15 protein-coding genes are annotated in these 21,091 nt (G+C 67.4%); 7 read left to right on the top strand and 8 right to left on the bottom strand.

From position 1 onward, the window contains the following. Positions 1-4: 4 nt before the first annotated feature. The gene (locus AC1DQ3_RS11085; protein WP_477120231.1) at positions 5-1,843 is read right to left on the bottom strand and encodes a glycoside hydrolase family 15 protein; all 1,839 of its coding nucleotides are present in this window, start codon (positions 1,841-1,843) and stop codon (positions 5-7) included. A 12-nt stretch (positions 1,844-1,855) separates the two neighbouring features. Then, entirely contained in the window at positions 1,856-2,647 is a 792-nt protein-coding gene (otsB, locus tag AC1DQ3_RS11090) for a trehalose-phosphatase (protein ID WP_477120232.1), read from the bottom strand. Between the two features lie 221 nt (positions 2,648-2,868). Here otsB and ilvA point away from each other — a divergent pair, with 221 nt between their 5' ends. Continuing rightward, on the top strand, positions 2,869-4,395 hold the full coding sequence (ilvA, locus tag AC1DQ3_RS11095; RefSeq protein WP_477120233.1) for a threonine ammonia-lyase, biosynthetic: 1,527 nt from the start codon (positions 2,869-2,871) through the stop codon (positions 4,393-4,395). Positions 4,396-4,450: 55 nt separating this feature from the next. Next, positions 4,451-5,284: an NADPH-dependent 7-cyano-7-deazaguanine reductase QueF gene (queF, locus tag AC1DQ3_RS11100; protein ID WP_477120234.1), complete on the top strand. Its 834-nt coding sequence runs from the start codon at positions 4,451-4,453 to the stop codon at positions 5,282-5,284. Positions 5,285-5,361: 77 nt separating this feature from the next. Here queF and AC1DQ3_RS11105 read toward each other — a convergent pair whose 3' ends face one another. After that, a complete protein-coding gene (locus AC1DQ3_RS11105) occupies positions 5,362-6,771 on the bottom strand; it encodes a carbohydrate porin (protein ID WP_477120235.1) in 1,410 nt (469 codons plus the stop codon). 210 nt (positions 6,772-6,981) lie between these two features. Between AC1DQ3_RS11105 and AC1DQ3_RS11110 the strand changes: the two genes are divergently transcribed. The 5 genes from AC1DQ3_RS11110 to AC1DQ3_RS11130 all read left to right on the top strand — a co-directional run bounded on the left by AC1DQ3_RS11110 (position 6,982) and on the right by AC1DQ3_RS11130 (position 12,406). Further along, positions 6,982-7,680, top strand: coding sequence for a TetR/AcrR family transcriptional regulator (locus AC1DQ3_RS11110; RefSeq protein WP_477120236.1), 699 nt, complete (start codon positions 6,982-6,984; stop codon positions 7,678-7,680). 100 nt (positions 7,681-7,780) lie between these two features. Continuing rightward, positions 7,781-8,719, top strand: coding sequence for an HlyD family secretion protein (locus tag AC1DQ3_RS11115; RefSeq protein WP_477120237.1), 939 nt, complete (start codon positions 7,781-7,783; stop codon positions 8,717-8,719). Then, positions 8,716-9,723: an ABC transporter ATP-binding protein gene (locus AC1DQ3_RS11120; RefSeq protein WP_477120238.1), complete on the top strand. Its 1,008-nt coding sequence runs from the start codon at positions 8,716-8,718 to the stop codon at positions 9,721-9,723. The genes AC1DQ3_RS11115 and AC1DQ3_RS11120 overlap by 4 nt, the downstream gene beginning before the upstream one ends. Then, on the top strand, positions 9,720-10,898 hold the full coding sequence (locus tag AC1DQ3_RS11125; protein WP_477120239.1) for an ABC transporter permease: 1,179 nt from the start codon (positions 9,720-9,722) through the stop codon (positions 10,896-10,898). Before AC1DQ3_RS11120 ends, AC1DQ3_RS11125 begins: the two co-directional genes overlap by 4 nt. Positions 10,899-10,909: 11 nt before the next feature. Next, positions 10,910-12,406 carry an efflux transporter outer membrane subunit gene (locus AC1DQ3_RS11130; RefSeq protein WP_477120240.1) on the top strand — a complete coding sequence of 499 codons (1,497 nt, stop codon included), beginning with the start codon at positions 10,910-10,912 and terminating at the stop codon, positions 12,404-12,406. A gap of 13 nt (positions 12,407-12,419) precedes the next feature. Here AC1DQ3_RS11130 and AC1DQ3_RS11135 read toward each other — a convergent pair whose 3' ends face one another. The 5 genes from AC1DQ3_RS11135 to uvrA all read right to left on the bottom strand — a co-directional run bounded on the left by AC1DQ3_RS11135 (position 12,420) and on the right by uvrA (position 21,060). Beyond that, entirely contained in the window at positions 12,420-13,565 is a 1,146-nt protein-coding gene (locus AC1DQ3_RS11135) for a pyridoxal phosphate-dependent aminotransferase (RefSeq protein WP_477120274.1), read from the bottom strand. 107 nt (positions 13,566-13,672) lie between these two features. Continuing rightward, the gene (locus AC1DQ3_RS11140) at positions 13,673-14,191 is read right to left on the bottom strand and encodes a GNAT family N-acetyltransferase (RefSeq protein ID WP_477120241.1); all 519 of its coding nucleotides are present in this window, start codon (positions 14,189-14,191) and stop codon (positions 13,673-13,675) included. Continuing rightward, entirely contained in the window at positions 14,157-14,492 is a 336-nt protein-coding gene (locus AC1DQ3_RS11145) for a type II toxin-antitoxin system TacA family antitoxin (RefSeq protein ID WP_477120242.1), read from the bottom strand. The genes AC1DQ3_RS11140 and AC1DQ3_RS11145 overlap by 35 nt, the downstream gene beginning before the upstream one ends. Positions 14,493-14,711: 219 nt before the next feature. Then, positions 14,712-15,005 carry a hypothetical protein gene (locus AC1DQ3_RS11150; RefSeq protein ID WP_477120243.1) on the bottom strand — a complete coding sequence of 98 codons (294 nt, stop codon included), beginning with the start codon at positions 15,003-15,005 and terminating at the stop codon, positions 14,712-14,714. 196 nt (positions 15,006-15,201) lie between these two features. Next, positions 15,202-21,060, bottom strand: coding sequence for an excinuclease ABC subunit UvrA (gene uvrA, locus AC1DQ3_RS11155; protein WP_477120244.1), 5,859 nt, complete (start codon positions 21,058-21,060; stop codon positions 15,202-15,204). Between the last annotated feature and the right edge of the window lie 31 nt (positions 21,061-21,091).

The raw sequence follows: 21,091 nt of genomic DNA on the forward strand, positions 1-21,091 counted from the left end.
GGGCTCAAATCACCGAATCCCATGGCGCGGACAGGCGCATGGCGCCGTTGATCAGCCCTACCATCGAGTAGGTCTGCGGGAAATTCCCCCACATCTCGCCGGTCACGGGATGGGTGTCCTCGGACAGCAGGCCAAGCGGGTTGCGCGCCGCCAGCATGGCCTCGAAAATCTCGCGCGCTTCCTCGCGGCGGCCCACGCGCGCCAGCGCATCGATACGCCAGAAGGTGCAGATATTGAAGGCGGTCTCGGGCTTGCCGAAGTCGTCCGGCGCCTCGTAACGGCGCATATACGGGCCGTCGCACAACGAGGCTTCCAACGCCTTGAGCGTCGCCATGAAACGCTCGTCCCGGGGTGCGATAAAACCGACCTCGGCCATCAGCAGCACGCTGGCATCGAGCTCGCGCCCGCCGAAGCTCTCGGCGAACGCCTGGCGTTCCTCGCTCCAGGACTCGCGCACGATGCGCTCCTTCATGGCATCAGCATGCTGGCGCCAGTATGCCGCGCGATCGGGCAAGTGCAGCGCATCGCCGATCTTGGCGAGGCGGTCGCAAGCCGCCCAGCTCATCAGCGCCGAGGAGGTATGCACCCGCGCCCGCGTGCGCAGCTCCCACATGCCGGCATCGGGCGTGCCGAACACGCGTACCGCCTGCTCGCCCACGGTTTCCAGTACTTGATATTCCGCCGCCCCGCCCCGGTGCAGCAGGCGATGGTCGTGGAAAGCCTGGGCCGCGCCCAGCACCACGTTGCCGTAGACATCGTGCTGGAAGTGCTCCTGCGCCTGGTTGCCCACGCGCACCGGGCCCATGCCGCGGTAGCCCGACAAGTGATCGAGCACGCTCTCCGGCAATTCGAGTTCGAGCCCGATGCCGTACAGCGGCTGGATATGGCCGCTCTTGGATTGCATCACCACGTTGGACAGCCAGCGCAGGTAGTCCTCCATGGTGCCGACCTCGGACAGGCTGTTGAGCGCGCGGATCACGAAGAAGGCGTCGCGCAGCCAGCAGAACCGGTAGTCCCAGTTGCGTCCGCTGCCCGGCGCTTCGGGAATGCTGGTGGTCATGGCGGCGACAATGGCCCCGGTCTCCTCAAAGAGCGACAGCTTGAGCGTGACGGCGGCGCGGATCACCGCGTCCTGCCATTCGCGCGGCACCGCGAGGCGGCGGCTCCACATCTTCCAGTAGGCGGTGGTTTCCTGCTCGAAGTCGCGCGCTATTTCCTCCACGCCGCCCTGCAGCGTTTCATCGGGCCCGAGGATGAAGTTGAGGTCGCGCGTCAGCAGGAAGGGGGTCTGCGACAGCACATAGGTCAGCGGTGCGTCGGTGGTCATGCGCAGCGTCRAGCCGTCGCCGACATAGCGCACATGGCTGCTGCCGCGCGTGATCTCTGGCTTGACTCTTCCCCAGTCGAAACGCGGCGCCACCGTCACCCGCACGCGCGGCGCGCCGTTTATCGTACGAATGCGCCGGATCAGCGTGGTGGGGCGAAAGTAACGGCCCAGCCGAAAAAAGCGCGGCGCGAAATCGGTGATTTCGAGGGCGTTGCCATGCTGGTCCGTCAGCCGCGTGCGCAGCACGGCAGTATTCGGCTCGTACCATTGATGCGCCTCCTGGAAATCCTCGATCTCGATAGAGAAGTGGCCCGCATTCTCGCCAGGATCGAGCAAGGCATTGAAGATCGGATCACCATCGAAACGCGGCAGGCAGCACCAGACGATGCGCCCGCGGCCGTCGACCAGCGCGGAGATCGCGCAGTTGCCGATCATGCCCAGGGATAGCGAGGGATCGGCATAGCGGCCGGCACCGTCGACACTGACCTGGATACCCTCGGTAGATGAGTTGGTCACAGCGAATCCCCCTCAAGACGTCGTTGTCGTTGTCGTTGTGGTTCCGGCCGCCGGCGATCCGTCCGCGGCAGACATGATTTCCAGCGCCTTGGCCGAGCGATGCAGCCAGCAGCGCAGCGCGGCCGGACCGGCCACGCTGACGGTGGCGGCGCTGGGCCGCTGGCCCACCAGCAAGCCGATGCCGCCCAGGCGCCGCACTGCGGCAAAGCCGGCCTCGTCGGTAATGTCGTCGCCGGCAAAGAGCGGCGTGCGGCGTGCAAATGGCGGGCCGCGCATCAGGGTGTCGATGGCGCCGCCCTTGTCGATGCCGGCCGGCTTGAGTTCCACCACCAGCTTGCCGTGCAGCACTTCGATGCCGGGTACGCCGCTGGCGAGCTCCGCCGCGAAGTTGCGCACCAGGCCTTCAAGCTGGGGGAGCGCGCGGTAATGCACCGCCACCGCGACCGACTTGCGCTCCAGCAGCAAGCCGGGATGCGCGCTCACCAGGGCTTCGAGGGGCGCCAGCAACAGGGCCACGCCGGGGTCCGGCTGGCGCAGCCGGTGGCCGGCCGCATCGCGCAATTCCGCGCCGTGCACGCCTGCCGCGGGCAATTGCAGCGGCTGCAGGAAGTGGTCGAGTTCGGCAATCGGCCGGCCCGAAACCAGCGCCACGGCACCGCCCAGATGCAGATGCAGGGCGCGCAGCGTCCCCACCAGTTCCGGTTCGACCCGTACGAGGTCCGGACGTGGCGCGAGGTCGGCCAGCGTACCGTCGAAATCCAGGAACAGCGCCGTGTTTGATTCGATAAGAGGCAGGTTGGGCATCGCGCTACACCGTATCACGAGTGTTCCCGCACCGTCCACAGGGCAACGTCCTACAAGGTGCGCGGCCGTCCGCACGATGCGCAGCGCTGGTGCCCGCAGCGCCGCGGTTCAGGTGGATCGGCCTGCCCTTGGCCGTCACTGGTTCCGGGGCGGCTGCATCGCCGCACCGCGCCATCCTTTATCATTAGCGGTTTCCGCCAATCCCCGCACCGGCTGTCCAGATGACCAGCAAACCCGATTACCTGAGAAAGATCCTGACCGCCAAGGTGTACGACGTGGCCCAGGAGACCGATCTCACCTACGCACACCAGCTCTCCGCGCGCACCGGCAACTCGGTGTGGTTCAAGCGCGAGGACACCCAGCCGGTGTTCTCGTTCAAGCTGCGCGGCGCGTACAACAAGATGGCCTCGCTGTCGCCGGAGGAACTCAAGCGCGGCGTGATTGCCGCCTCGGCCGGCAATCACGCCCAGGGCGTGGCGCTGTCGGCCGCGCGCCTGAAATGCAAGGCGCTGATCGCCATGCCGGTCACCACCCCGCAGGTAAAGATCGACGCGGTGCGCGAGCGCGGCGGCGAGTGGGTCGAGATCGTGCTGCACGGCGACTCATACAGCGATGCCTACGACCACGCGGCGGAACTGGAGAAGAAGCACAAGCTGACCTTCATCCACCCCTTCGACGATCCCGAAGTCATCGCCGGCCAGGGCACCATCGCCATGGAAATCCTGCGCCAGCACCCGGGCCCGCTGCACGCGGTGTTCGTGGCGATCGGCGGTGGCGGCCTGATTTCCGGCATCGCCGCCTACATCAAGGCAGTGCGTCCGGAGATCAAGGTGATCGGCGTGCAGACCGTGGATTCCGATGCGATGAAGCGCTCGGTGGACGCGGGCAAGCGCGTGGAACTCAAGGAAGTGGGCCTGTTCTCGGACGGCACCGCGGTCAAGCTGGTCGGCAAGGAAACCTTCCGCCTCACGCGCGAGCTGGTCGACGAGATCATCCTGGTGGATACCGACGCCATCTGCGCCGGGGTCAAGGATGTGTTCCAGGACACCCGCAGCATCCTGGAACCGGCCGGCGCGCTGGCCGTGGCCGGCCTGAAGCTGTATGCCGAGCGCGAGAAGCTCAAGGGCCAGCATCTGGTGGCCATTGCCTGCGGCGCCAACATGAACTTCGACCGCCTGCGCTTCGTGGCCGAGCGCGCCGAGGTGGGCGAGGCACGCGAGGCGATCTTCGCGGTCAGCATTCCCGAGGAGCGCGGCAGTTTCAAGCGCTTCTGCGAGCAGGTCGGCACGCGCAACGTGACCGAGTTCAACTACCGGATTGCCGACAACAGCATGGCGCACATCTTCGTCGGCGTGCAGATCGCGAGCCGCGCGGAGAACGACAAGATCGCCAACGGCTTCCGCCGCCATGGCTTCGACACGGTGGACCTGTCGAACAACGAACTGGCCAAGCAGCATATCCGCTACATGGTGGGCGGCCATTCGCCGCTGGCGCATGACGAACTGCTTTACCGCTTCGAGTTCCCCGAGCGTCCGGGCGCGCTGATGCGCTTCCTGTCGAGCATGAGCCCGAACTGGAACATCAGCCTGTTCCACTACCGCAACCAGGGCGGCGACACCTCCAATATCCTGGTCGGCATCCAGGTGCCCAGGAACGAGAAGCGCGCCTTCCGCGCCTTCCTCGCCACGCTGGGCTATGTACACTGGGAAGAGACCGAGAACCCTGTGTACAAGCTGTTCTTGTCCTGATCAATCCCGTGGCCCCCCAAGCTCCCCCAAGCGCGGGGCCACACGCGAGGCAACCATGAGCCTTCCCGAACAATCGCCGCTAGGCAAACCCTCGGCCTACAAGACCGAGTACGACCCCACCCTGCTATTCCCGATTCCGCGCCAGCCCAAGCGCACCGAGATCGGCCTGGCCGAAGGCCGCGCGCTGCCGTTCTTCGGCGTGGATATCTGGAACGCGTACGAGCTGTCGTGGCTGAACATGAAGGGCAAGCCGCAGGTCGCGCTGGCCAGCTTCATCATTCCCGCCGACACGCCGAACATCATCGAGTCCAAGTCGTTCAAGCTCTACCTGAACTCGTTCAACCAGAGCAAGATCGCCTCGCCCGAGGCGCTTCAGCAACTGCTGCACCACGACCTGTCAGAAGCCATCGGCGGCACGGTGCAGGTGCGGCTGGTGACCGAAGCCGACCTGGGTACGCAGAAGATGGGCGAACTGGACGGCGTGCTGCTGGACCGTCTCGACATCGAGACCGATATCTACGAGCCGGCGCCGCACTTGCTGCATGCCGCCCAGGACGAATCGCCGGTGGAGGAAACGCTGGTGTCGCACCTGCTCAAGTCCAACTGCCTGGTGACCGGCCAGCCGGACTGGGGCAGTGTGCAGATCCGCTACGTGGGCGCGCCGATCAACCAGGAAGCGCTGCTCAAGTACCTGATCTCGTTCCGCAACCACAACGAGTTCCACGAGCAATGCGTGGAGCGGATCTTCATCGACGTGATGCGCCAGTGCAAGCCCGTGAAGCTGGCGGTCTATGCGCGCTACACGCGGCGCGGCGGGCTGGATATCAATCCGTTCCGCACCAACTTCAACACGCCGTGGCCGGACAACCGGCGCAACGCGCGGCAGTGACGCCGCACCAGGATACGAAGCGAATGTAAAAGCCCCGGCACGCATGCCGGGGTTTTTTTCGGCCGGGCTCCGCTCGCTCAGAATTCCGCGTGCAGGCGCACGCCGTAGAACTTTGCCGGGCCGCGGTCGCGGTTGTAGCCGGGATTGCGGATGTACTGGAAGTCCGGGCTGATGCTCAGGTACTTGACCGGCTGGAAGCTGTAGAACACTTCCACGATCTGCTCGGGCCCGTACTTGAGCGCACCGTCGCCGAGGAAGGCGCCCTGGCCGCCCGCTGCCAGGTAAGCCTGGTGGCGCGAACCCAGCATATTCACCGACATGCCCAGCCCCAGCACATCGTTTGGCCGCCCCCAGGCGTTGCCGTTGAGCACGCCGCCGGCGGCCACCTGGCGGCCGATTTCGGTAAAGGCGTAGGTCTCGGTCTTGTCGTCGGACATATTGGCGCGCGCGAACACGCCGAGCGAGTCGTTCACCCGCTGCATCAGCGACAGGCCCACGCCGATCTTGGCGTGCTCCTCGCGCACATCGGCCACATCCGGCGTGGTGCCGTTGGCGGCACCGAACTGGAGCGCATCGCTGAACGCGCCCATGCGCGCCTTGTTACGCCAGAGCATCAGGCGCGCCACGCCGGGCTTGCCCGCCAGCTTGTAGCGCTTCTCGAATTCGAGGATGTCGCCATAGTGCTCGAACATGCGCGTATCGAGCTCAAGTCCGTTGGACTCCACCGGCTGCAGGAAGCGGCCAAGCCGCACCGACCAGCTATCGCCGATGTATTCGAGCGCCACGCCCCAGTCGTAGCCGCGCGCATCCGCCGGATAGTCGAAGGAGCCGTGCGTCAGGAACGACCAGTTCATGAACTGGGTGCGCGGGTCGGAACCGAATTCGTTCTGGTCGAAGATGTCGAGCACGCCGAAGTTGCCGGCGGTCAGCACCACGCGGCGCTTGTCGACGCTGCCGGCCAGCTGGTTGAAGTCAGCGTCCACTTGCTCGGTGCCGCCGCCCAGGCCCCAGGTCTGCCGGACAAAGGCGCGCGCGCGGTAGAACACCGGGTTGGTGCTTGACACCTTGGCCAACTCCCCGTTGGCCGGGCCGCCCAGGCCATGCAACTCGGAAAAGGGCACGCCTTGCGTCGCTTCCGGGTTGAAGTGGAACTCGGCGCCGCGCCACAGGCGCGCGCCGAGATCGAGCGTGGCGGTGAACGAATAACTCTTGGCGCGCTCCGGCGTCAGGCTGTTGGCACCGGAATAAGCCGCACCGAAGGATGGCTTGCGCTGCCAGATATAGGTGGCCTGCCCATGGAGGGCGAAGTTCTCGGGGACTTCTGCCTGCGCTTGCGCATCGCTGCCACCCTCGCCCGGCTCCTGCGCCATCGCCGGCATTGCCGCCATACCCCCAAGCCCGGCCAGCGACAAGGCGGCCGCAGCCAGGCGAGAGGCAAAAGGCAGGCAAGGCCGCGCCGTGGCGGCAGTGAAGCAACGAAGCAACATGAATATTCCGGGGGCAGCGGCGGACGGATGAAGGTTGAAGCCCGACTGATTGGCGCACGAAGCATAGCCAAGGGAAGATTACATGTCTACCTTGCGCCGCTGCAATGCAACATTTACTACCCCCACCCAGAATGGGCAATCCGACTTTGTAACAGTATTTGAATTAATTAATGCAACAATTAATATTGTTTGCGTAGTCCGGAGCCATCCATGCCAGCTGAAGCAGTCAACCCGCGCGCCGGCCGCCGTCCCGGCCGTCCCGCCGCAGGAAATACGGGCAGCGCAGGCCAGCGCGAGCAACTGCTCGATGCTGCCACCGAACTGTTCTCGCAGCGCGGTGTTGCCGCCACGCCGATCAAGGCCATCGCCACGCACGCCGGCGTCACACCGGCGCTGGTGCACTACTACTTCCGCGACCGCGACCAGTTGATCGATGCGGTGGTCGACGAGCGCCTTCAGCCCCTGGTCGAGAAGGTGTTCGCGCCGGCCTTGGCCGACAGCGCCGACCCGGCCGCCATGCTGGTGGGCATCGCCGGGCGGCTGATCCGCGCCGCCGCCGCCACGCCGTGGTTCCCCGGGCTGTGGATCCGCGAGATCGTCGGCGCGGACGGGCAGCTGCATCAGCGCGTGCTGCAAAAGATCGCGCTGCGGCGCGCCGGCCTGATCATCGCGCCCCTGGCAGCCGCGCGCGCGCGCGGCGAGATCAACCCGGGGCTGGAGCCGCCGCTGTTGATGGTGTCGCTGATCGGCCTGACGCTGCTGCCGCTGGCCACCACCCATATCTGGCGCCGCATGCCCGGCGCCGAAGCGATCGATAGCGAAGCGCTGGTGCGGCACGTCAGCGCGCTGCTGGCGCATGGCCTGGCGGCGTCGCAGCCGGGACCGTCCGCACCGCCGCCGTCCGCCTGAAGCCAGTCCGTCCGCCACGGAGCCCAACATGCTACGTCCCGCCTCGCCTGGTCCATTTCGATCCGTCCCGCATCCGCCAGCGCGGTCTTCATGGGCGGCCATGCCGGCTGCCCTGATCGGCGCCGCGCTGCTGTGCGCGTGCGGCGAAAAGGCGCCGCCGTCATGGCAAGGCTATGTGGAAGGCGAATTCGTCAGCGTGGCCTCGCCCTTTGCCGGCCGGCTGGACCGGCTTTCGGTCCAGCGCGGCCAGCAGGTCGCCGCCGGCGCGCCGCTGTTCGCGCTGGAAGCCGATGACGAACGCGCAGCGCGCCAGCAGGCCGAGGCGCAGATGCGCGCGGCCGAGTCGCAGCTTGCCGACCTGAAGACCGGCAAGCGCTTGCCCGAAGTGGACGTGAGCCGCGCGCAACTGGCGCAGGCACAGGCCGCCGCCGCGCGCAGCGCCGCGCAACGCAAGCGCGACGAGGCCCAGTATGCCATCGGCGGGATCGCGCTGGCGCAACTGGAGGAAAGCCGCGCTACCGCCGCCTCCGACGCCGCCCGCGTGCGCGAACTGCAGCGCGATATCGACGTGGCCCTGCTGCCGGGGCGCACCGCGCAGCAGGCCGCCCAGCAAAGCCAGGTGGCCGCCGCGCGCGCCGCCCTGGCGCAGGCCGAGTGGAAGCTGTCGCGCAAGACCGTGGGCGCGACCCAGGCGGGACTGGTGTACGACACGCCCTTTCGCCTTGGCGACTGGGTGCCGGCCGGCAGCCCGGTGGTGCGGCTGCTGCCGCCGGGCAATGTGAAGGTGCGCTTCTACGTGCCGGAGACGGTGGTTGGCGCATTCAAGAATGGCGAGGCGCTGCGCGTGCGCTGCGATGGCTGCGCTGCGCCGGTTGCGGCCACCATCAGCTATATCTCCAGCCAGGCCGAGTACACGCCGCCGGTGATCTACAGCAACGAAACACGCCGCAAGCTGGTATTCCTGGTGGAAGCGCGGCCCGCGCCGGCCGATGCGTCCAAGCTGCATCCTGGCCAGCCGGTCGAGGTGGCCAGGCCATGAACACGCCCGTGGCCGCCAGCGCATCGCCGAACCGCCAGCCGGGCGAGTCCGGCGGCCTGGCCATCGACGTGCGCGGGATCAACAAGCACTACGGCGACAAGCACGTGGTCAACAACCTCAGCCTGCAGGTGGCACATGGCGAGATCTTAGGCTTCCTCGGCCCCAACGGCAGCGGCAAGACCACCTCGATCCGCATGATGTGCGGGCTGCTGACGCCGGACTCCGGCACCGGCACCTGCCTGGGCTACGACATCCTGCGCGAGACCGCCGAGATCAAGCGGCGCGTGGGCTATATGACGCAGAAGTTCTCCTACTGGGACGACCTCTCCATCCGCGAGAACCTGGATTTCGTGGCGCGTGTATATGGCATGCTCCGGCGCCGCGAGGCCGTGGACCGGGCGCTCGAAGACCTTGGGCTCGCCAGCCGCGCGCAGCAGCTGGCCGGCTCCCTCTCGGGCGGCTGGAAGCAGCGCCTCGCGCTGGCCGCCTGCCTGCTGCACGAGCCGCGGCTGCTGCTGCTCGACGAACCCACCGCCGGGGTCGACCCGAAGGCGCGCCGCGACTTCTGGGCGCAACTGCACCAGCTCGCCGCGCGCGGCATCTCGGTCCTGGTCAGCACGCACTACATGGACGAGGCCGAGCGCTGCCACAAGCTCGCCTATATCGCCTACGGCAAGCTGCTGGCGCAGGGTACGGCGAGCGAAGTGGTAGCCAGCCAGAAGCTGGTCACCTGGAGCGTGCAGGGAGAACAGCTCTCCACGCTGTCGGACCAATTGCAAGGCGCGCCGGGTGTGGAGCAAACCGTCGTGTTCGGCAGCGCCCTGCATGTCACCGGGCACGACGCGCCCGCGCTGGAGGCCACGCTACGCCGCATCGCCGGCCCGCAGCACCGGATCGAGCCGATCGAGACCAGCCTGGAAGATGCTTTCATCCACATGATGGGCCGCGCCGAGGACAATATGCGCGCGGCCGGCCCAGGTATGGCCAGGGAGGCAAGGACATGAAGCGCGGCGATCCCAACAGCGAGCGCGCCCGCGACGGCGCCCGCTTCCCGTTCTCCCTGGACCGCTGGTGGAGCATCGTGCTCAAGGAGTTCCTGCAACTGCGCCGCGACCGCGTCACCTTCGGCATGATCGTCGGGCTGCCGATCATCCAGCTGATGCTGTTCGGCTTCGCCATCAACAGCGATCCGCGCCACCTCGCCACCGCGGTGATCGCCGCGGACCACAGCGAGTTCACCCGTTCCTTCGTCGCCGGCATGCAAACGTCGACGTATTTCGACGTGGTGCGCACCCTGCCCGACGAAGCCGCCGGGCGCGAGGCGCTGATGAAGGGCGAGGTGCAGTTCGTGCTCACCATTCCGTCCGATTTCACCAGCCGGCTGCTGCGCGGCGAGCGGCCCGCGCTGCTGGTCGAGGCGGACGCCACCGACCCTTCCGCCACCGGCATGGCCATCTCCGCGCTGGCGCAGCTTCCGCTCTCGGTGGCCGACAAGGACCTGCAGGGCGCGCTGGCGCACCTGGCGGGCGGCAAGCCACCCTTCGACGTGCAGGTGCAGCGGCTCTACAACCCCGAGGGCATCACGCAGTACAACATCATCCCCGGCCTGATGGGCGTGATCCTGACCATGACGATGGTGATGATGACAGGCCTGGCCATGACCCGCGAGCGCGAGCGCGGCACCATGGAAAACCTGCTGGCCACGCCGGTCATGCCGCTGGAGGTGATCACCGGCAAGATCATCCCCTACATCTTCATCGGCCTGATCCAGGCCACCATCATCCTGCTGGCCGCGCGCTGGGTCTTTCGCGTGCCTTTCGTCGGCTCGGTGGTGGCCGTCTACCTGTCGGCGCTGCTGTTTATCGCCGCCAACCTGACCGTGGGCATCACGCTGTCCTCGCTGGCGCAGAACCAGTTGCAGGCCGTGCAGCTGACCTTCTTCTATTTCCTGCCGAACATCCTGCTGTCGGGCTTCATGTTTCCGTTCCAGGGCATGCCGGGCTGGGCGCAGGTCATCGGCAACGTGCTGCCGATGACCTACTTCAACCGGCTGGTCCGCGGCATCCTGCTCAAGGGCAACGGCTGGATCGAGCTATGGCCGAACGTGTGGCCAATGGCGCTGTTCACGGCAATCGTCATGACCATTGCGGTACGTTTCTATCGCCGCACGCTGGACTGAGGGAGCCTGCCATGCAAGCCTCGCCACGACGCCCATTCACCTCGCACCGCACGGTCCTCGCCGTGCTCGCGGCAGCGGCACTGTCGGCCTGCGCGGTGGGCCCCGACTTCACCGTGCCGGCCGCGCCCGTGGTCCCGGCATACACCGCCGGCACGCAGCCGGAGCGCACCAGCGCCGCCGATGTGCCGCACGGCCAGGCGCAAACGCTGGAGCTTGGCGCCGACGTGCCCGCGCAATGGTGGGCGCTGTTCCACAGCCCGGCACTGGACCAGACCATCCGCGCGGCGCTGGATGCCAGCCCGACGCTGGCGCAGGCACAGGCCCGGATCGAACAGGCGCGCCAGGAACTGGCGGCCACCACCGGCGCGCGCTTGCTGCCTCGGGTTGACGCCAAGCTGAACAGCACCCGCGAGCAGGTCGATTTTTCCGCGCTGGGCATTACGGCATTCCCCAGCCCCGCGCCGTTCACGCTGTACGGCGCCAGCGTGGAGATTTCATACACGCTCGACCTGTTCGGCGGCCAGCGGCGCGAACTCGAAGGCCTGCGCGCGGCCGTGGACTACCAGCGCTTCGAGTTCGAAGCCGCGCGCCTGACGCTGGCCGGCAACGTGGCCACCGCCGCCATCCGCGAAGCCGGCTTGCGCGCGCAGATCGCCGACACCGAGGCCATCGTGCAGGCTCAGCAACGCCAGCTCGATATTACGGAGCAGCGTCTGCGCGCCGGCGGCGTGGCAAAGGTAGACGTGCAGCGCCAGCGCGACCAACTGGCGCAAAGCCAGGCCTTGCTGCCAGGCCTGTTGCAGCAGCTCGCGGCCACGCGCCATCAACTGGCGGTCTACCTGGGACAGCCGCCGGCCAGTGCCAGGCTGCCCGAATTCCGCCTGGCCGATCTCACGCTGCCCGACACCCTGCCGCTCAGCCTGCCCTCCACCATGGCGCAACGCCGCCCGGATATCCGCGCGGCCGAGGCGCTGCTGCACCAGGCATCGGCCAATATCGGCGTGGCCACGGCGCAGCGCTATCCACAGCTGACACTATCGGGCAGCGCCGGTTCGCAGTCCTTGTCCGCGCGCGATTTATTCGGCAGCCTCAACGTGTGGTCGCTCGCCGCGGGGCTGGTGCAGCCGGTGTTCCGCGGTGGCGAGCTGGTAGCCCGCCACCGCGCCGCCGAGGCCGCCTACGAGCAATCGCTGGCGGCCTACCAGCAAGCGGTGCTGCAAGGCCTGCGCGAAGTGGCCGATGCCTTGCGCGCGCTGGAGGCGGATGCCAATACCTTGCAGGCACGCGCCGACAGCGCCAGGCAGGCGGCCGATACGCTGGCCATCGTGTCGGGCCAGTATCGCCTTGGCGGCGTCAGCCAGCTTGCGGTGCTCGATGCGCAGCGGCAGTACCGGCAGGCGGCACTCTCGCTGGCGCAGGCCACCGCCAGCCGCTTCAGCGATTCCGCGGCGCTGCTGCAGGCGCTTGGCGGAGGCTGGTGGCAAGAGCCGGAGTCCGCAGCGCGATAGGCGGGACGCTCCCTCATCGTCCGAGGAAATCCCGCAACCGCCGTACCCCCTCATCCAGCCGCGCCGGGTCACAGGCATAGCACCACCGCACAAACCCCTCCCCCTCATCCCCAAACGCACTCCCGGGCGCCAGCCCCAGTCGCGCCTCGCGCACCAGTTGCTTGCAAAGCGCAAGGCTGTCGCCTGCCCCCGCCAGCCGGAAGAACACATACATCGCTCCCTCCGGCGCATGCACATCCACCCCCGGCACGGCAGCCAGCGCACCCACCAGGTGGTCGCGCGCCGCGCGCAGCCGCCCGACCAGTTCGCGGGTGAAAGCCTCGCCCTCGCGCACCGCCACGATGCCGGCTTCCTGCACGAAGGACGGCGCGCACGACGTGTTGTACTCGACCAGCTTGCCGAGATCGTCGGTGAGCGCCGCGGGCAGCACCATCCAGCCCAGCCGCCAGCCAGTCATCAGCCAGGCCTTGGAGAAGGAGTTCACGCAGATCACCCGCTCGTCGCGGCTGGCGATATCCAGGAAGGACGGCGCGGTCGCGCCTTCGCCGCCATTGCCGCCATTGCCGCCGTAATACAGCCGCTCATAGACTTCATCGGCAATGATCCAGATGCCGTGGCGGCGGCAATGCACCAGCACCGCTTGCTGGTCCGCGCGCGACATCACCCAGCCGGTGGGGTTGTTGGGCGAGTTGATCATCAGCAGCCGCGTATCGGGCGTCAGCGCCGCCAGCAGCTTGCCGAGGTCCAGGGTCCAGCCATGCGCGCCGTAATCGAGCGAGACGGTTTCCACCTCAGCGCCAAGGATCTTGGGAATCTCCACCAGGTTGGGCCACAGCGGCGTAACGGCGACGGCGCGGTCGCCGGGACCGGCCACCAGCTGCGCCGCCAGCATCAGCGCATTGACGCCCGCGCTGGTGACCACCACGTTGTCGGGCGCCGTGGCGCCATGCAGCGCGCTGACGTACCCGGCCAGCGCGCTGCGCAGCGGCGCGATACCCAGGTTGTGCGTATAGAAAGTGGCACCCCCGGCCAGCGCACGGCTTGCGGCATCGCGGATGAAGCCGGGCGTGACCTGGTCGGATTCGCCGAACCAGAACGGCAGCACGTCGGGCAGGCCGATGCCGGCGTTGGCCACCTCGCGGATGCGCGAAGCGCGCAGGTCATGGACGGTGGCGCGGGCTGCGGCCGGGGGGCAAAGCCGGTCGGGCTGACGGACATCTGGACTCCTTGTGGTGTGAGGGTCATGCTTGGCATTCCCGGCCCGCACTACACCTTCCCGCCGTTCTCGTCGTCCAGTTCCACCAGTTGGCGAACCGTATTGAGCGGCAGGAAGAGACGCCGCGGATCGGCAGTGAGGGGCACGAAGCCAAAGTACTGATAAAAGTCCGCAGCCTGCTTATCGATTGCATCGACTACGACACACTGCACGCCAACAATCGCGGCGGCGGTGACCACCTTGTCCAGCGCATGCATCAAGAGATATCCGCCGAGGCCCTGGCCTTTATTCTTCTTGTCAACGGCAAGCCGTGCCAAGAGCACTGCGGATACATCCCTGGGAAGCTTCTTACCCTGCATCCCCTCAGTCAGTACCTGGGTTGCTGCCAGGGCGTAGTACCCGACGATCCTTGTCGGATCGTCGGGATAGACCGCGACATACGTCCGCGACAAACTCTTTTCCTGGTGCTGCCTGGCCGTCTTCTGCAGCCAGTCGTTCAACGAACTCGTCCCACAATCAAACGTGCCGCGGTCTTCATTCGAGCTCAAAGACTGAATCTTTACTTTCACCTTTTGCTTTCCTAAAGCGCGCCATCGTGCGTCTCAGGGCCTCATTCGGCTTCGCCGGCTCATCGAGCAGCGCAAAAAAGCGCCTGGATTCCTCCACCGTCAGCTTGATGGCCTGGATGGTTTCTTCCTGCTCGATCACCCGCTCGGCTGCACGTAGCGCTGATTGCACAACGAACTGGTTAAGGGTACTGCCCGATAAATCTGCAGCCAGCTGCAGCAACTCTTGCTTGTCTGCACTCAATCGGGCTGTGATGCGCCCACGACCTGAAACTTCCAGGGCGCTTTCGTGCTTGGTAGCCATGCTTACTCTCCGTGGACTTCCTGAGCGCCTCTCGGCGTGCGAATTGGTTTGTCCATTTCACTGTTAGGGCAATTGCCCATCCAAGCGTCAATGACGCCTCCTTCACTTCAAAGGAAGCTTGCAGTATAGTTTCTTGGTGTCAAAATGCAACCATGTGGTGGCAAAATGGCACCGAAACCGAGTTCGCGAAGGAGACCAGGCGCCCGGCAGGCAGGCGCTTTAGCGGCCTGGATCGTCCTGCTGCCAGCCGGGTTTCATCCGCAGGCCGAAGCTGCTGCGCGGCTGGACGTCGCGCTCGGGGCGCAGCGCGTATTGGTCGTGATTGGCTGACGGCGCGTTGGGGGCTTGCTGGGCGGCCGGTGATGCCGGCGTGTGGCTCGCACGTGTGCCGGCCTTGGCCGGCGCGCGCACGCCGCTCGCGTCCGATGCGGCGGCGGGTGCCGCCAGCAGGGCCGGACTGGCCAGGCCGAGCCATAGCGCCACCAGGATGGGTATAAGAGTATTTTGGATCACACTATCACACGGCTGCGACGCATGGCCTGCCCGCCCGATATCCGATACATGGGCGAACGGCTGGACCGGCGGCGGCCACCAGTTGCTGAATCCGTCATTGTCTCAGCTACCGGGGCCGCCAGGTGAAAACCGCCCGCGGCCTCGCCTTCCGGCAGGCGAGAGCCGCCCGGGCCATATTGCGCTGCCGCCGGACGCCTCAGGCCGCCGCCTTGCCGGCCGGCCTGCCGCGCGCCAGGACAGGCCCCAGCGCCGCGCCGGTATGGCTGGCCCGCACCCGCACCAGCCCCTCCGGGTCGGTAGCGGCAACGATGCCGCCGCCCGCCACGCCGCCTTCCGGCCCCAGGTCCAGGATCCAGTCGGCCTCGGCGATCACGTCGAGGTCGTGCTCGATCACCACCACGCTGTGGCCGCCGTCCGCCAGCCGGTGCAGCACGCGGATCAGCCTGGCCACGTCGGCCATGTGCAGGCCCACCGTGGGTTCATCCAGCACATACAAGGTGTGGGGCGCCTGCTGCCCGCGCCGCGTGATGTCGTCGCGCACCTTGGACAGCTCGGTCACCAGCTTGATGCGCTGCGCCTCGCCGCCGGACAGCGTGGGCGATGGCTGCCCCAGCGTCAGGTAGCCCAGGCCCACATCCTTCATCAGCTGCAGCGGGTGCGCAATATTGGACATGGCGGAGAAGAATTCCACCGCCTCGTCGATCTCCATCGTCAGCACGTCGCCAATATTCTTGCCGCGCCAGGTGACCGCCAGCGTTTCCGGATTGAAGCGCTGGCCATGGCAGACGTCGCAATGCACCTTGACGTCCGGCAGGAAGCTCATGCCGATGGTGCGCACGCCCTGGCCTTCGCACGCCGGGCAGCGGCCGTCGCCGGTGTTGAACGAGAAGCGCGAGGCGGAATAGCCGCGCGCCTTGGCTTCCAGCGTCTGCGCGAACAGCTTGCGGATGGTGTCCCACACGCCGATATAGGTGGCCGGGCAGGAGCGCGGCGTCTTGCCGATCGGGGTCTGGTCGACCTCCAGCACCCGGTCGATGCTCTCGAAGCCGGTGATGCTGTCGCAGCCCAGCCAGTTGTGCGTGACCTCCGGCTTGCGGCGCGGTTCGGCGCGTGCCGTGGCCTGCGAGCGCGCGGGCGCTTCACTGCCGGCGGCCTTGCGCGCGCGCCGCGTGGCCGGAGACGCCATCACCGAACGGCCTACCGCATCGAGCAGGTTGGCCATCAGCACATCGCGCGCCAGCGTGGACTTGCCTGAACCGCTGACACCCGTGATGGCCACCAGCCGCCCCAGCGGGATGCTGGCGGTGACGTTGCGCAGGTTGTGCTGCCTGGCGCCGTGCACGGTCAGCCAGCGCTCGGGCACGGGCACGCCGTTCCCGTGCTCCGGCTGCACCGCGCGGCGCGGCTGCAGCGGATGCAGGATCGGCTGGGCGAGGAACTGCCCGGTCAGCGAATCCGGGCTGGCCGACAGCGCAGCCACGCCGCCCTGCGCCACCAGCGTGCCGCCACGCTTGCCGGCGCCGGGGCCGATGTCGATGATGTGGTCGGCGCGGCGGATGGTGTCCTCGTCGTGCTCCACCACCACCAGCGTATTGCCCTTCTCGCCGAGCTTGCGCAGGGCGTCGAGCAGGATCTGGTTGTCGCGCGGATGGAGGCCGATGGTGGGCTCGTCGAGCACGTAGCACACGCCTTGCAGGTTGCTGCCGAGCTGGGCCGCGAGCCGGATGCGCTGCGCCTCGCCGCCGGAGAGGCTGGGCGCGGCGCGGTCCAGGCTGAGGTAGCCCAGGCCGACTTCCTCCAGGAACTGCAGGCGGCTGCGGATCTCGCTCACCACGTCGCGCGCGATCTCGCCCTCGCGACCGGCCAGGCGCAGCCCCTGCACCCAGCGGTGCGTATCGGAGACGGTCCACTGCGCGACTTCCACGATGGGATGCGCGTCAAAGGTTACCGCGCGCGCCACCGGGTTCAGCCGCGTGCCGCCGCAGTCGGCGCACGGCGTATCGGCCACGTCGTCGGGCTCTTGCTGCTCGGACGGCAAGGTCTGCTCGCGTCCGCGGTTGTCGTCGGCCATCACGGTATCGTCGTAGACCGCGCGCTGCTCGCGCGTGAGCGTCACGCCGGTGCCGACGCAACTGGTGCACCAGCCGTGCTTGCTGTTGTAGGAGAACAGGCGCGGGTCCAGTTCCGGATAGCTGGTGCTGCAAACCGGGCAGGCGCGCTTGGTCGAGAACACGGTGGTGGTGCCGACGCGGGCGGTGCCGCCGTTGCCCATCGCGTGCTGCAGGCCATCGAGCGGCGCCAGCAGGTGCATCACGCCCTTGCCGGCTTCCAGCGCCCGGCCCAGCATGGCGCGCAGGGCGGCTTCGTTGTCCGCGGACACCACGATATCGCCGACCGGCAATTCGATGGTGTGCTCGCGGAAGCGATCCAGGCGCGGCCACGGGTCCACCGGCAGGAATTCGCCGTCGACGCGCAGGTGCGTGTTGCCACGCGCCTTGGCCCATTTGGCCAAATCCGTATAGACGCCCTTGCGGTTGACCACCAGTGGCGCCAGCAGGCCGACATGCTGGCCCTTGTAGTCGCGCAGCAACTGCGCGGCGATCGACTCCGGGCTTTGCGACGTCACCGGCGTACCGTCGTGGATGCAGTGCTGGATGCCCAGCTTCACATACATCAGCCGCAGGAAGTGCCAGACCTCGGAGGTGGTCGCCACGGTGCTCTTGCGGCCGCCGCGCGACAGGCGCTGCTCGATGGCCACCGTGGGCGGAATGCCGTACACCGCATCCACCTCCGGCCGCCCCGCCGGCTGCACGATGGAGCGTGCATAGGCGTTGAGCGATTCGAGGTAGCGGCGCTGCCCTTCATGGAACAGGATGTCGAAGGCCAGCGTGGACTTGCCCGAACCCGACACGCCGGTGATGACGTTGAACTTGCCGTGCGGGATATCGACGTTGAGCGCCTTCAGGTTGTGCTCGTGCGCGTTGACGATGCGCACCACATCCTCGCCCTCGATGGCACGGCGCGCGCGGGCAGCGCGCAGGGCGGCCTGCAGCGGCACACCGTCGTCTTGCGCGACGAAAGCATGGCCGACTGCGCGGTCGTACTGCAGCAGCGCCTTCCCGGTATGCGATCGAGCGCAGCGCCTGACGTCTTCCGGCGTACCCACGCACAGCACTTCACCGCCCGCGTCGCCGCCCTCGGGACCGAGGTCGATGATCCAGTCGGCGGCGCGCACCACATCGAGGTTGTGCTCGATCACGATCAGCGAATGGCCGCCGTCCAGCAGCTTGCCGAAGGCGCGCATCAGCTTGGCGATATCGTCGAAGTGCAGCCCGGTGGTGGGCTCGTCGAACATGAACAGCTTGCATTCGTACGGCATCGGCTTGATACGCGTATTGCCCGCCTGCGCGGTCTCGGCCAGGTAGCCGGCCAGCTTCAGGCGCTGCGCCTCGCCGCCCGAGAGCGTCGGCACCGGCTGGCCGAGCTTGACGTATTCCAGACCCACGTCGACGATCGGCTGCAGCACGCGCAGCACCGCCGCATCGCCGGCGAAGTACGCCACTGCCTCGCTCACGGTCAGCTCCAGCACATCGGCCACGCTGAGCGCGCGCGGTGCCTGGCCCGGCAGCGCGCGTTCGATCTTCACTTCGAGGATCTCGGCGCGGTAGCGCCGGCCATCGCAATCCGGGCAGCGCAGGTAGACGTCGGACAGGAACTGCATCTCGACGTGCTCGAAGCCCGAGCCGCCGCAGGTGGGGCAACGCCCGTCGCCGGAGTTGAAACTGAACATGCCGGCTGTATAGCTGCGCTGCAACGCCGTCGGCGCCCTGGCGAACAGCTTGCGGATCTCGTCGAAGGCGCCGACATAGCTGGCCGGGTTGGAGCGCGCGGTCTTGCCGATGGGCGACTGGTCGACGAACACCACATCGGCCACCTGTTCCGCGCCGCTCAGGCTGCGCAAGGCGCCGGGCGCATCCGTGGACTTGCCGAACTGGCGCGCCATGGCGGGATAGAGCACGTCCTGCAGCAAGGTGGACTTGCCCGAGCCGGACACGCCGGTCACGCACACCAGGCGCTGCAGCGGGATCTCCACGGTGACGTCGCGCAGGTTATGCTCGCTCGCGCCTTCCAGCACGATGCGCGGCGTGGCGCCGTCCACCGCGCGCGGGGTCCAGCGGGAGAGATCCGTGACCTGGCGGTGCCCGGCAAGATACTCGCCGGTCAGCGTGCCCGAAGCGCGGATATCGGCCGGCGTGCCGTCGAAGACGATGTTGCCGCCGCGCTCGCCCGGGCCGGGGCCCATGTCGATCAGCCGGTCGGCGGCGAGCATCACCGATGGGTCATGCTCCACCACCACCAGCGTGTTGCCGGCATCGCGCAGGCGCTGCATGGCTTCGACGATGCGGCCCAGGTCGCGCGGGTGCAGGCCGATGCTGGGCTCATCGAGCACGAACAGCGTCTTGACCAGCGAGGTCCCCAGCGCGGTGGTGAGGTTGATGCGTTGCACCTCGCCGCMGGACAGCGTGCGGCTCTGGCGGTCCAGCGTCAGGTAGCCCAGGCCCACGTCGCACAGGTACTTCAGGCGCGTGCGTACTTCGGCCAGCAGCAGCTTGAGCGCATCGTCGAGCATCAGGCTTGGCAGCGTGAGTTCGTCGAAGAACCTGCGGATGCGTTCGATCGGCATCAGCATCAGGTCGTGCAGGGTCAGGCCCGGCAGCGCTTCGAGCTGCGAGCGGTCCCACTCCACGCCGCGCGGCAGGAAGCGCTTGCCTGGCGCGCATACGGCGTCGGCACCCGGCTTGCTGCCCAGGCGCCACAGCAGCGCCTCGGTCTTCAGGCGCGCGCCGCCACAGGTCTCGCAGGGCGTATAGCTGCGGTACTTGGACAGCAGCACGCGGATATGCATCTTGTATGCCTTCGACTCCAGGTAGTCGAAAAAGCGCTTGACGCCGTACCAGTGCGTATTCCACTTGCCGTTCCAGTCCGGCGAACCGTCGATGACCCAGGCGCGCTCGGCCGGGGTCAGGTCCGACCAGGGCACATCGCGGGGAATGCCCGCCTTGGCGGCGTAGCGCATCAAGTCGTCCTGGCACTCCTTCCAGGCCGGCGTCTGCATCGGCTTGATGGCGCCGGCGCGCAGCGTCTTGCGTTCGTCCGGGATCACCAGCCCGAGATCAACGCCGATCACGCGGCCAAAGCCACGGCAGGTCTCGCAGGCGCCATAGGCGGAGTTGAAGGAGAACAGGGCCGGCTGCGGATCGGCATAGCGGATATCGCTCTCCGGGCTATGCAAGCCGGTGGAAAAGCGCCACACCTGCGGCTGGGCGCCGTCGTCCGCCGCGTCGAGCACGTAGACGTTGACCCGGCCGGCGCCGCGCTTGAGCGAAGCCTCGATGGCTTCCAGGGCCCGCACCTTCTCGGTATTGCCCAGGCGGAAACGGTCTGCCACCACGTCGAGCACCTTGCGCAGCCCGGTAGGCGACGCCACCACCCGCTGCGCCTGCACCCGCGTGTAGCCGCTGACGGACAACCATTGCTCGATCTCGGCGTCGGTGGTGGCTTCGGGCAATTCCACCGGGAAGGTCACCACCAGGCGCGGATCGCCCCCAGGCGCCTGTGCGGCGCGTGCCCGCAGCTCGGCATAGATGGTCTCCGGCGAGTCGTGCCGCACCGGCTGCGCGGTCTTGCGGTCGAACAGCTCGGCGGCGCGCGCGTACAGCAGCTTCAGGTGATCGTTGAGCTCCGTCATCGTGCCCACCGTGGAGCGCGAGCTGCGCACCGGGTTGGTCTGGTCGATGGCGATGGCCGGCGGCACGCCGTCGACCCGATCCACCTGCGGCCGGTCCATGCGGTCCAGGAACTGGCGCGCGTAGGCGCTGAAGGTCTCGACATAGCGCCGCTGCCCTTCGGCGTACAGCGTATCGAACACCAGGCTCGACTTGCCCGAGCCCGACGGCCCGGTCACCACCGTCATTTCGCCGGTGTGCAGGTCGAGGTCGAGATTCTTGAGATTGTGCTGACGGGCTCCGCGGATACGGATGACACCGGATGACATGGGTTGCGTCCTTTTGATGCGGGTGGCTGGC

It is taken from the genome of Cupriavidus sp. 01T418 (genome assembly GCF_056398885.1).

Excerpts from the sequence above, each read along its gene's own strand:
- otsB (WP_477120232.1), bottom strand. The coding sequence starts at position 2,647 with ATGCCCAACCTGCCTCTTATCGAATCAAACACGGCGCTGTTCCTGGAT.
- ilvA (WP_477120233.1), top strand. The coding sequence starts at position 2,869 with ATGACCAGCAAACCCGATTACCTGAGAAAGATCCTGACCGCCAAGGTG.
- queF (WP_477120234.1), top strand. The coding sequence starts at position 4,451 with ATGAGCCTTCCCGAACAATCGCCGCTAGGCAAACCCTCGGCCTACAAG.
- AC1DQ3_RS11105 (WP_477120235.1), bottom strand. The coding sequence starts at position 6,771 with ATGTTGCTTCGTTGCTTCACTGCCGCCACGGCGCGGCCTTGCCTGCCT.
- AC1DQ3_RS11110 (WP_477120236.1), top strand. The coding sequence starts at position 6,982 with ATGCCAGCTGAAGCAGTCAACCCGCGCGCCGGCCGCCGTCCCGGCCGT.
- AC1DQ3_RS11115 (WP_477120237.1), top strand. The coding sequence starts at position 7,781 with ATGCCGGCTGCCCTGATCGGCGCCGCGCTGCTGTGCGCGTGCGGCGAA.
- AC1DQ3_RS11120 (WP_477120238.1), top strand. The coding sequence starts at position 8,716 with ATGAACACGCCCGTGGCCGCCAGCGCATCGCCGAACCGCCAGCCGGGC.
- AC1DQ3_RS11125 (WP_477120239.1), top strand. The coding sequence starts at position 9,720 with ATGAAGCGCGGCGATCCCAACAGCGAGCGCGCCCGCGACGGCGCCCGC.
- AC1DQ3_RS11130 (WP_477120240.1), top strand. The coding sequence starts at position 10,910 with ATGCAAGCCTCGCCACGACGCCCATTCACCTCGCACCGCACGGTCCTC.
- AC1DQ3_RS11145 (WP_477120242.1), bottom strand. The coding sequence starts at position 14,492 with ATGGCTACCAAGCACGAAAGCGCCCTGGAAGTTTCAGGTCGTGGGCGC.